This window comes from Paenibacillus sp. J22FR21 (assembly GCF_056269135.1).
This window is the reverse complement of the sequence record NZ_JBWDNJ010000009.1, coordinates 75,721-88,558: the sequence shown is the minus strand read 5'-3', so window position 1 is coordinate 88,558 and position 12,838 is coordinate 75,721. Positions and strand designations below refer to the sequence as shown.

Annotated in this window: 9 protein-coding genes; 7 read left to right on the top strand and 2 right to left on the bottom strand. The window is 35.8% G+C overall.

Features of this window, described 5'->3' with window-relative positions; genetic code table 11:
- Positions 1–6: 6 nt before the first annotated feature.
- Complete coding sequence (locus AC0YNS_RS26485; RefSeq protein ID WP_475783938.1) at positions 7–378, top strand: hypothetical protein; 372 nt, start codon at positions 7–9, stop codon at positions 376–378.
- Between the two features lie 40 nt (positions 379–418).
- Entirely contained in the window at positions 419–610 is a 192-nt protein-coding gene (locus AC0YNS_RS26480; protein WP_475783937.1) for a hypothetical protein, read from the top strand.
- Between the two features lie 617 nt (positions 611–1,227).
- Here the strand turns inward: AC0YNS_RS26480 and AC0YNS_RS26475 are convergent.
- Positions 1,228–1,833: a hypothetical protein gene (locus AC0YNS_RS26475; protein WP_475783936.1), complete on the bottom strand. Its 606-nt coding sequence runs from the start codon at positions 1,831–1,833 to the stop codon at positions 1,228–1,230.
- A 33-nt stretch (positions 1,834–1,866) separates the two neighbouring features.
- Positions 1,867–2,481 carry a matrixin family metalloprotease gene (locus tag AC0YNS_RS26470; RefSeq protein WP_475783935.1) on the bottom strand — a complete coding sequence of 205 codons (615 nt, stop codon included), beginning with the start codon at positions 2,479–2,481 and terminating at the stop codon, positions 1,867–1,869.
- A gap of 1,402 nt (positions 2,482–3,883) precedes the next feature.
- Between AC0YNS_RS26470 and AC0YNS_RS26465 the strand changes: the two genes are divergently transcribed.
- From AC0YNS_RS26465 to AC0YNS_RS26445, 5 genes are all read left to right on the top strand, one after another.
- Positions 3,884–4,597, top strand: a complete 714-nt coding sequence (locus tag AC0YNS_RS26465) for a hypothetical protein (protein WP_475783934.1) — start codon at positions 3,884–3,886, stop codon at positions 4,595–4,597.
- A 29-nt stretch (positions 4,598–4,626) separates the two neighbouring features.
- The gene (locus AC0YNS_RS26460; RefSeq protein WP_475783933.1) at positions 4,627–5,154 is read left to right on the top strand and encodes a hypothetical protein; all 528 of its coding nucleotides are present in this window, start codon (positions 4,627–4,629) and stop codon (positions 5,152–5,154) included.
- A gap of 746 nt (positions 5,155–5,900) precedes the next feature.
- Positions 5,901–6,359, top strand: a complete 459-nt coding sequence (locus AC0YNS_RS26455; RefSeq protein WP_475783932.1) for a hypothetical protein — start codon at positions 5,901–5,903, stop codon at positions 6,357–6,359.
- 57 nt (positions 6,360–6,416) lie between these two features.
- Positions 6,417–6,710 (top strand): hypothetical protein, encoded by a 294-nt coding sequence (locus AC0YNS_RS26450; RefSeq protein WP_475783931.1) that lies wholly within the window; start codon positions 6,417–6,419, stop codon positions 6,708–6,710.
- Between the two features lie 953 nt (positions 6,711–7,663).
- Positions 7,664–12,835, top strand: coding sequence for a DNRLRE domain-containing protein (locus tag AC0YNS_RS26445; RefSeq protein ID WP_475783930.1), 5,172 nt, complete (start codon positions 7,664–7,666; stop codon positions 12,833–12,835).
- Positions 12,836–12,838: the final 3 nt, after the last annotated feature.

The following is a 12,838-nucleotide window of genomic DNA, read 5'->3' as shown; positions in this document are numbered from 1 at the left end:
TAGAGAATGAATAGAGACAATTTTATTGAAGCTATTAAACTGTATGTTCGTGATTCATCTATTGTTAGTACCACTGAATTCATAACAAAACCACCTGGAAGGAAACCGAGAAAGAGACATGTGGAATTGTCGGCCTGGTATAATGGACTGCAAGATGATGATAAAAGTATGGTGACTAAAATGATGGAAGAAGCTGTTGATTCTGCTCTTTTTGGATTATTTTGTGTATTGGATGGCGTGAAAGTTATTGAAGATGAGGAAGAGAAAACGTCCTTCCAGTTATATGGAGTCAAAAATGGTAAAGCGTTGCTTATTAATGATGAAAATGAAGAGAGTCTTCATGACATCTATAATTATTTAACGAATCCGCCTGACTGATACACATTAATAACCCCCGCTCAAATGAGCGGGGGTTATTGTGTATGTTTTTGCTTTGTATGGGGTTAAAAATCCTAGGGGAGGATTTGGGGACCATTTAGGTCCTGTAATTATTCTCTGCTCTGCTGCTGCTGCTCAAATTGCTTTACTCGGTGGTATCGTCTTGCTTACCGGGCAAATCATCGTGTTGCTGCTCCTTTTACACGATGCAATGAATAAAATTAAGCATTGAAAACTGGAATTAAATTAAATTTTTATTATTTTTGTCGGGTGACAAGAACATATATGCTTAAGAAGCCGCTAACTGCGGCTTTTTTCATTCTAACGATATATGTTCTTGTCAAAATCGAGTGACTAGAACATATATCGTTAGCCGAATTAGGACAAGAACTTGCAATGTTACACGTACTTGAAAAGGCTTCTCAATGAGATGGACTTTTGAAAGGTGTGTAAAACGGTGAAGAGCAGCGACTTTTCTTCGCTCCGCATCGAAGGTACGGACGACGAGAACGCTGGCTGGGATTTAATGGAGACAGCGACAAAAGGTTAAACTGAAATCGTAATTTGGGCACTTCCGACGAACAATCAATCGCAGTGGCTCATCTTAAACCTGATTTCTACAAAACAGTGAACGAAAACAAAAAAAGAGACCTTACCATTTAATGGGCTAGGGTCTCTTTTTGCATTTCGGAGATCGTTATGAATTATTGCTGCGCTGCGTATACCTCAATGATAGAAGATGGCGATTTGGATACTGACAATGAATGGAATGCGTCTAAGCAACCGACTCCCAAGTCAGTGTGACTATTGGGAAATCAGTGAGCAGCAGGTAAAATTATAACGTGTCTATCATTTGTAATCGGGGTTCTTTGTCTTGTGCTTTACTGCATCTTTAATTTGAGTCATAAAGTTATCTGAATCTATATCTTTAAATTTATTTAGTCGAACCGATTCGGTCCTGGACTGTATCTTGTTCCCTTTAATCTTCCAAATACCGTCATCAAAATTATAAGACCAGTACTTGCCATCACTGGTTTTTACCAAAAGAAGGACAACTTCATCATTTTCTTTAACAAAACCATCCGACTTTTTTTTGTTTGCCAAAGTCCCATGTTGCAATAAAGTGATCGTTTTGTCGGTAATATCACCGTACAATACTTTATCTATTTGAATTTCTGCAGGAGTTACATCGTATGAAAAAGCATTTTTGCCTGTGATTCCCGAATTCCGTTTGGATGATTCACCAACACTTAGAACCTTACCCTTAACAACATAGCCTACATTCCAAAGTTCCTCTTCTAAACTGCTATATCGGGCAGATACGGCAGTACTTTCATTATGAGAAGAACTTGATTCAGTTTGGCTTGTATAAAGATGGCCCACCGCTGAACCAGCAAAAATACATGTGCATACCAATAAAGCAGACAGTACAGTTTTTTTATAATTGATTTTCATGTGTTACCTCCATATATAGATAGTATTTCTTATTTAGTACTTCGTATTTACTTCTCCTGCGTCATAAGTTGTAACATTGTAACCACCTTCAAGGTTACTTGTCATAATTGAGTTATCCTTTTCAGTAATAAAAGCAGTATGTGCAAGACCAATCATATGTCCCAGCTCATGTGCAATAACAGCTTTTCTTCTATCAGAATTAGAGGACGTATCACTGCTGTTTGTCCAGATCGCACCACCATCAACAATCGAACATCTATCATCAGGATCATCAATCATAGTATCAGTACATGGACTTCCGTTGTAATAGCTTTGTGTCCACGCTTCTCCAGAACCCCAACCGTTAGCATCCCAAGTTGACTGAGGAACGGTCCATAGATCTACTTCAGATGTGGTATAGGCCGTATCATAAAATTGGACATGGGCAGTACTAGCATTCCATTTCGTCCGTCCTGCATCATAAACTGCACCTTTATAGCTTGTACTAAGATTATCATCATTTGTTTCAACGAAAGCTTGCCCACCAGGAGCATTGTACCAATGAAAACTTTCTGTTGTAGCATTAACAGTGGCAGCAAATGAAATTGCTCCAACTGTAAGACAAGTTATACCCATTGATAGCTTATGCCATTTCTTTTTAATAGCCATACTTAACCTCCATGTAATATCATAATTTAATAAATTTTCCAGTAGAATATAACCCTATAAAGCTTCAAAAGTAAATAGATGGAATTTAAATGATTAATATGAACTAGTGTTTATGTGTAAATATAGATAATTATAACTACCATATCTAAATTTTTGTTAAAATATTATCGGTAGCTCCACTATAACCTCCAAACATATCTGTAACACGCTATGACGATGGATTTTCGAGTAACTGGTAAGGAGGTACCAAAATTATTGGCAAGATGATGAAGTTAGACTGCGTTCAGTACAGGTTGAAGATTGGGAAAGTTATTACAAAAGCAGGAGGTTACTATGCAATTACGAGCCAACCATATTTTAATTAGGTATTTTTGCAGAAAAGACGCCGAGAACCTTTGCAGAATCGCATGGGAGGAAGGTATTCGATGCTTCAACGAGGATTGGTCGAAAAATGGGACTTCACCTCAGGATTATTATGAGTGGATTGACATGTTTCAAATACGTAGTGATTCCACAGATGGCTGCTTGTTGGGAATCGGATCAAGTTCTTGTCATCGCAAAATGACATGAATTTGATCCGATAACTAAAAAAGTTCGCGTTTTATGCGGACTTCATTCGGACAGCTTAATTATGTTAACATCATCCGAATTAGGACAAGAACTTGCAATAATACCCGTAGTTGAAAATAATTCTCAATGAGTTGGGTTTTGAAGATGTGTTAAAAGAATTAGTCATCGGAGAGGCTGCTGGCATATTTAACAGCCTCTTCAACTACCATGAAAGAACGGATTAACTTTCAGGCTTTGTGGTGCAGCTGAAGATTTGCATGAATGGCTAGCGGGCAGCATTCCTATTATGAATAAATACGAGGTTTGAGAAATAAAAAGACTCCTTGGTATGATGTTAATGGGGTCCATGACGCTGGCCGGTTGAACGGATCTCAAAAACAAACCAAGGAGAACACAACATGAATTTTAATCAAATGAACGAATTAATCAAATCACATCTTCTAGCTTAATTGTCGATGTAGACATCGGAAAATTCAAACACGTGGCTCGTGCACAAGACAATCGCGGAGGCGACTTCGGGAAGCCAAGTCGTTTCCCATGTAACGCGGAACCACAGATTATGGGGCTTGAAAAGAGAGTTTAGAAAGCTGCCGATTATTAATCGGCAGCTTTCTAAGTTCAGGAAACTACAATTTTAGACAATTTTAAGTACAATAAAACTAGTTAGTAGCTCTTAAATACAGTCATTTGGAACCTTTTTATAAATTACCAAAGAAGATAAATTTGAATAGATATATTTGGTTTTAATAACAAATTAGAGGAGGTAAATCCGATATTAAAGTTTTAAAATTTGAAATCTAAATCATACAAAACGAAGAAGGGATTGAATAATATGTATCTAAGCAAACTATTCAAAATACGTACAGCCGCAATAGTTCTACTAATTTCGGTTTCTTCTTCACATTACGTCAATGCAGCGGCTACAACAGATTTGTATAATCAAGAACGAATATATGAAGAAACGAAAGGTGGTTTTGTTTCCTTCACAAATGATCAAGAAGATCTGACATACCATACTTCGACTTCATTTATAAATAAAGAAATGTGGTTAGGATTTGATGCTGATTCTAAGTGGATAGAATTAGGTACAACAAAAGGAGCTATTGATAGTTCAGACGGCTACATAGCTGATTGGCACGGTCACTTTATGGCGTGGAATGATGATGCCACTGGTGATTATCATGAGCGTAATTTCCAAAGTCAGTTCCCAACTGGAAAACACACTTTTGAAATATCTCGAATCAACGGAAGTACAGTCTGGAGAGTATATATAGATGCAACTGAAATTGCTAATGTACCTCATTTTAATAGTGTAACTAAAGCAATTCATCTAACAGTTGGTATTGAAAGTACTGATACACTTAATACTTTTACTGATGGAACATATGCTTCTAGTCTGCAGTTCTACCCAACAACAGGAACATTGTGGAAAAACTGGAGTGCTACAGGGGTTTCCGTGTTTGACCTAACTACCACAACAGCTTTAAATTTAGGTTGGAGTAATACGTATAATTCTACACTTAATAAAATAACTTATAATAACTAGCTATTATTATAAAAGGAGGTATAAGACAAATGAAAAAAGATAGAATAGTTGCATTTGCTTTAGTATTGTCAATTAGTATCGGTGGAATATGGTTTGGAAGGGCTGATAATACCGCTCAAGCATCATTTATATCTGTAAATAATTCAGTTGAAATCCCACCAGTAAGTGAAGCAGTACCTGGAAAATATAATCAACCAATGGTGCCCGTTTTAAAAAGTAACAGTGATAAAAAGAACCAACTCTTTGCCTCGAAAAGCAATATCGATAATAAAATAAAATTACACAACAAAGAAAAAATACTCTCTGAAAAACTTACATCCTGGAAAGAATATAATAATATCGAAGGTGAAAACACAGCTAATCCTGAAGTTTCCGACGATCGCATGGTATGGGAAATATCTATCGATTGCCCAGATGGGGTACAGACTAGAGGAGGATTTTTCAAAAATGCTGTTAAAACATATATAATTGATGCAGAAACAGAAAACCTCATAGAAATGCATGTTAAAGGTGAACGTGTTAAACCAATATTCGATAGACAGGTAAAAATTAAATAGTTTTATTTACTCTGATTTACTGGGACAAGCCCTTCAACAACAAAAAAGCCGCAGCGAATGTCGGGTGACAATTATTTCATTAAAGGCCGCGAATGTCGCGGCTTTTTTGTGTTACTCGTCAGTATGGCCATAAGCCAAACGGAAGTTGAGAATTTAGCGAATAAACACACCGATTGCTATTCGTTGAATGGTTGGAGGACAAAAATAAAAATAGAGAACTGTTTCATTCATTGCCGCGAAAAGGAGTTATACGTACTAATTTGTCGGGTGACAAGAACATATATGCTTAAGAAGCCGCTAACTGCGGCTTTTTTCATTTTAACGATATAAGTTCTTGTCAAAAACCAGTGACAAGAACTTATATCGTTAGCCGACCTAGGTCAAGAACCTGCATTGTTACCCGCAACTGAAATACTTTCTGACTGCAGCGGGGATTTTTTTGTTTGTGCAACAAAGGAAGTTAGGACACAAAAAGGCTATTAAGCAGCTTATGGAGGATATAGAAAAGTTCAAATAGATTAAACTTAGTGATTTAGAGCGAGTAAGACAGCGTTATTTACGATCCACAAAGCGTTAAAAAATTTCAATAGCGAGCAACCGACCCCAGATATTTCCTTTATATACGACAAATTATACGACAAAAGCATAATATGCCTAAATGATCTTTGGGAAAATCGACCCATGGTAATTAATTCCAAATATAGTAGTCTGAAATAGTAAATACTAATTCCGAGGAGTGTTAAGTAATGAAAAAAGTATTGTATTCCATGACTGCCTTAGTTATGTTGTTATCGACGGTTTTTTTTCCTACTTTTGCGGAAGCAAAGGATCCCACATTTCCACGATGCCAAGGAACGAATGATTGGGGTTTCGCTATTGTTAGTGCTCAAACATCGGCTACACCAACTGTGGCTTGGGGTATTAATTTCATTAATAGTACTACTGTTGGTCCAATAATTACTCTTGCTTCTACTGGTGGATCGGTGACGAAGCCAGATTTAACTGTAAGAAGCATTTCTCCTTCAGCTGTTTATGCACCACATATAGAAGCGTGGAACTATTCCTTTCATGGAAGTATTGGAACTTATAATTATATTGGATCATCAACTCCTGGCACCTTAGCATCTGGTGATATTCTTAATTTATACTTTAGTTTCTCCGGGGAATATGCAAGTGGAACTGTAAAGATTGAATGTAAAGTCTGATTATACGGAGAATGAACATAAGGAGAGGCAAGTATCCACTATTACGGGGGGAAATGAATGAGTATTACAAACAATGAAAGCGATAATATGAAATGGTATTTAGAAGATAAGTACTTTGAAACAATGAGGGAAGCACATGAATGGGCGTATAGTGGACCTTATAATGAAATCGGCAATCTTTATGATGGCTATATTACAAGGGACGAAAAAATCGCATCGGCATTAGTTTTTGAATTAGTTAGAAGTAATACAATTCACGTACATCGTTATAATATTCATTGCGATTGTGAATTTCCAGATGGGTCAATTATCTATAAAGTATGGGTCAGCTCCAATCGTTCCAATCAATAACATTAATTGCATCCGATCGGATAAAACTAACCTCGATAAAAAAGCAGCAGGCATTACCGAGGCCTGGAGGATCGATCAGCTTCCTGGATGGTCTGGATGTGGATGGCTGCGACTACTCGGAGGGTATGCTTGCAGTTTGCCTGGAGCGAGCAGCAGCAAAGGAAAGCCTTTCACTGTATTGTCGGATGACAAGAACATATATGCTTAAAAAGCCGCTAACTGCGGCTTTTTTCATTGTTACCCGTGGTTAAAAATGCTTCTCAATAAGATGGACTTTTGTTCTTGGATGTAATTAATTAGAAAATGATGTCTCAGAGCAAGATTTTATTTTTTGCAATCCTCATGATTTTTAAAGAACCAGGGCTACAAGCCGAAAATCTCAACAGGCTTTCTTTTCTCCATTTTCTTCATTAAATCACCGCATTAATGTATTGCCCCTAAAATTTCTCATACAACATTGTAACAGATGTTTACATTAGACCTGAAAGTGGTGCTAAACGCCTCATTCGTTCCGATAACTTGCCGACTTGTTAATATGTATTGTATTGATTGGGGGAAGTGTCCGAAATGTAGAACAAAAGAAAACCACGTGTAGGGATACTTTGGGGCGATTTCCCTTGGACTCAAGCCCCGAGTAAGTTAGGTGAACTTTGGGAGTATGAGTAGAGTTGAACGTGATGTTACTCAAGCACTTCGCCAAGAAATGGAGGTAATACGGGGGTTAAACCGGTCTTAAGTTATTCGATAACAAACTTACCCGATGTTTTAGCTGCCAGCTGAAGCTAACCCATTGTCCTAGACGTAATTCAAAGCAAACAGTGGGAAGCTGAATTCATTACTCCGATGGCTAAATGTCGTTTTTATATTCCATATTTTTGTGTCTTGTTGTCACAAAAGTTCTCATTTAGAATTGTTAAGTTGCAATGAGAGAATACTAGAATAGGGGAAATGAAGTGAAGTTTACTAAAAAGAGGTTCGAAAAGGTAGTCTATTGGTTTATCATAGTTTCGGTGTTATCTACGATGGTTCCTGGGGAGTATCATGGCCAAGTATATGCACAACAAAACAACGAGGAAAACAAGATTACTTTAGGTACAATTAAAGACAAAGAGGAAATAGTTAGTCTAAGAACTGAAAAATCAAAAACATTCCGCAATGCAAATGGTTCTTTTACAACAAACATAAGTCAAGATTCATTACACTACAAAGATAAAAACAAGAATGAATGGCTAGATATTGATAATAAACTATTAGAAAATTCTTCTCAAATTTATAATGATAAACATTCCTTTAAAATAAAATTTAATAAAAAACATACTCAAAAAAGCTCATTACTTAGTATCACTGAGGATAGATATGAAATTGGCTTAAACCCAATTGCAATCAACTCGAGTGTGAATAGCCAACAATCAGTAAAAGATAATATCATTACCTATTCTGAGTTGTTTCCAAACACAAATCTAAAGTACACAGTCGGAAATGACAGAGTAAAAGAAGATATTATTATTAAGAAAAAACCAGATGCTCAGGATTCGTCGATCTATACATTTGAATTAGATTTACATGGCTTAAACTATAAAAAGCTTGAAGATGGATCGATTCAGCTTTTAGATAATCAAACTAATCAAGTGGTTTATATCGTTGCTAGACCTTTCATGTATGACTCATTTATCCCTAAAGGATTTGAAAAGCTTCCAACTGTTAGTGCATTTCCAGATGAAGCACTATCGTACAATGTTTCATACAATCTTAAACAAAAAGAAAATAAACTTTTGGTGGACGTTGTTCCTGATAGAGGTTGGCTTGAAGATAAAAGTCGGGTTTATCCAGTCACAGTTGATCCTACCATAATTAAATATCAACCAACTTATGCTCTTGCCGATACTAACATAAGAAGTGCATTTCCAAATACAAATGCTCCGACTGATACTACTTTAGGTGTAGGTTTATATCAAGATGCTACACAAACAAATGTTATTCGTACATTGTTAAAGTTTGATACCTCAAACATTCCTGTAGGTTCAAAAGTCTTAGCAGCTGATTTGAATTTGTGGTTAGCTGCTGTTTCTAATACTACATCTATAGCTGCTACATTACATGAGGTGACCACTCCTTGGACTGAATACTCGGCAACATGGAACTCATCAGATGCAGGATTGCTATGGACGAATAAAGGTGGTGATTACTTATCTTCACCGATTTCTAGTGTAGCAGGTATTTCTAGTCTAACAGATTTATCAGTTAACTATCATTGGGCTCTTGGATCTAATATTGTTGACAAATGGATTAATGACCCTCAGAAGAATAAAGGACTGTTACTAAAAAGTACTACTGAGGGTGTAAATACTTACAAGAAATTCATTTCTGGTGATGATACAGTGAATCTGAATTATACTCCGGCTTTAAGTGTCACATATTATCCAGCTAGTAGGTTGGGTTTTGAAAATTATTGGGCATATGATCATTATGATCTTGTAGGTGGGGATAGTTATATAAACCTAGGGACAGGAAATAATATTATTCAATATACTGATTACTCCTTAAAGGGTCGAGGGAAATTTGGAATTGATTTTACTCGTACGTATAATTCCAAATCTACTGAGAACTCGCCCTTTGGTTATGGATGGTCGTACTCAGGATCAGAAACGGTAATCGATGCTAATCGTGATGGTATTATTCTTTATACAGAGGATGATGGAACTTCTCACGAATTTCAATATGATTCAATAACAGGCAAATACAAATCGCCATTGGGAAAATATTTATCATTAAAAGTTATAAAGAGTGGTTCAAATATTACTGGATACGATATAACTGATAAGTATGGAATTACTACTCATTTCGATAAAATTGCAGTAGATATTACAGCAAATATAACTAAGGCAAGAATTAGTTATGTAGTAGATCGACATGGCAATAAAAATCAATATATTTATGATTCTGCCGGTAAGTTGACCGGAATTGCTGATGCAGCTGGCGAACAAGTCACATTTGTTTATGATTCCAACGGAAGAGTAGACTATTCATTAAACGGTATTCTAAAAACTGATTATGGATACGATTCTACCGGGAAATTAATAACACTAGATCAATATAGTGATGCAACTTCCTATAACAGAACACAGTTTGTTTACAATTCTGATAAGCGTATTGTTACTATAATTGATCCAAATGGGCGTAAAACTGATTTTACGTACGATCAAGAACTGATTGCGAAGGTGCAGATACCAGTAGACGATCCATCTGGTAATGATTCTTCAACGAGACCGGGAACAAGTTACACATTTGATCTTACAAATCATATAGCAACAGTAACAAACTCCCAGGGCTCTAAAACAACAAGATATTTGAATGCTAACAATGTAGAAACTCGATCATTAGATAATAATTTAAAAGAAACAAAGATCGAATTGGATGAGAACTACAATAAAAAGTCCATAACTTACCCTGACGGTTCAAAGACATCTAGCACATATGATTTATACGGAAATTTGTTATTTAATACGAATACAGAGAATAAAACGCAAACATACACATACGATCAATTCAGTAACGTCAATTCATTTAATGATTACGATGGTACTCAGACTTCCTATGAATATAACTCAAAAGGTGACTTGGTAACGATTACTGATAACACCACAGATCAAACTTTATTAACTTATGATATTTACGGGAATCTCGAGTCAATTAAGCATCCGGATTTAACTACTGAAAAGTTTAGTTATGATGCGAATCGGAATTTGGTTACTGAAACTACAGATAAAAATGGTAATACAACAAAATCGATTACTGACCCAATTGGAAGAATTATTAGTAAGACTGATAAGAAAAATAATGAAACAAAATATGAATACAATAGTGCGGGTCAATTAGTTAAAGTTATTGATTCAAACAACAATGTCACTTCATATGACTATGATACTTCTGGTAATATAACCAAGGTTACAAATGCAAAGAATAATTCGGTTACCTATTCCTCAATAGGAGATAAGCAAATAACAAGGGATCAATCATTAAATGAGTGGGAGAATACTTATGATCCTGTGAATGAGAAATTGCTTAATGTTAAAACTGCAAATGGTAATACAATATTAAATGAATATATAGAACAAGAGAATTTAAACAAAGTTACTACAAGTATTAATGGAAAACCAAGTTGGGAATTTGAGTTCGATCCAGAACGAAATGAGTTCGTAAAATCTGTTACCAACAATGGACAAATTACAAAGAGCTTTGAGTATTATCCGGATAGTGGTTTGCTAAAAAAAGAAACCGATCGTAGTAATGAAAAAGAGTATCATTATAAAGATTCAGAAAACAACTTTGTCGATCAATTAACTTATTCAATTGGTGAAAATGGTAATACTCTAAATTATGAGTATACTCCTTCTGATCAGATGAATGTCATTAAAAGAAATGGAGTGCAGCTGGCTAATTTCAAATTTAATGACAACAATAAGTTAGAAAGTGTGACCAAGAATAATGGAACATACACAAATATTATTTACGATCCAGAGAATGTCGATAAAATTTTATCATTCATAAATTATAATTCAAATGGATCTATAATTAATTCAGAGATTTATAATTATGATGTCAATGATAACATTGATACTATTCAAACGATTACCGGCATAACTAAATTTGAGTATGACAAGTTAAATCAACTCCAAAAAGAAACTCTAGAAGATGGAACACTAATTTCTTATAGCTATGATAGCGTAGGTAATCGCGAGAAAAAGACAGTCACTACAGATGAAGATACTGTCACGACTAATTATGTGTATAATGGTGCCAATGAAATTTCACAGGTAAACGGTAATCAATACACTTATGATGCAGATGGAAATTTAGTTAATGATGGTTTAAGATCATATGTTTATAACGAGTTAGATCAACTTGTGGAGGTCAAAGATAACAATAATCAAACTATCTTCATTGCTAAGTATGATGAAAGCGGAAAACGAATTCAGACAGCAACTTCTGGAGTAATTACAAATTATTATTATGAAGGCGATCATGTTTTATATGAGACGAACTCAGATAATGAAATTACCTCCCAGTATACATGGGATGAACTAGGTAATCCTGTTACCATTACGAAAGATGGTAGGACGTATTATTATAATTTAAATGGCCACGGGGATGTAATCTCACTAACAGATGATCAAGGAATTATAGTTGCTAAATATCAATACGATGCATGGGGAAATATCATTTCTCATACAGGTACCATGGCTACGGTTAATCCGTATCGTTACGCAGGTTATCGCTATGATGATAGTACTGGAATGTATTATCTAAAGGCGAGATATTATAGTTCTGAAACTGGAAGATTCATTACACGAGACACAGTGGGTGGTGTACTCGATAATCCGCTTTCATTGAATTCTTATACTTATGTAGAGAATAATCCACTAATAAAAGTTGATCCATCAGGTAACTGTGCAGTAGAGCCTGGAACGCCTGTTTTCGGAAGTTGTAGATTTGGTACGCAAGCACACATTATTCTTGGAGGGATTTTCCAAGCGTTAAATGTAGCTGCGAAACAAAAAGTTGCTTTTGTGGAGCCTCCGATTATTTTGAAAAATGGATCTCGAGGAAGAGCAGATTATGTAGTAAATAAAATTGCGAAGAATGCAAATTCGTATGATGTATTTGAACTAAAACCTGTCTCTTGGAGGAAGAATGCTGAATTGCATAAGTCAGGAAGGAAACAGATGCAAGGTTACATTGATGGCATAAACGTTCATGGGTTCCTTGGAAATCGAAAAGCACGAGCGAGTGCAGGACCAAACATTTTTCCAATTGAAATAACAGTGCCAAGTCCTTTTAATCCAAAACGTGAAATTGTCTATATAACATATCCCGATGATCCTGGAATGATATATTATTGGGATAGAGAAAAAGGTAATAAGAAAAAAGTAGATGAACCGGAACCTAAAACAAGTGATGTTTGGGATTGGGTATCTGAGATATTTGGGGCTCGTTTTTATCCAAAAGGTAGCCCGATGCCAGGGCCTCCGACAAATGGTGGAAAACAGGGAGGGTCAGGTGGATTGTTTCCAATTCCCGTTCCAGGAATACCAATTCCAGGTTTTCCACTTCCGATACTACCTTAATTA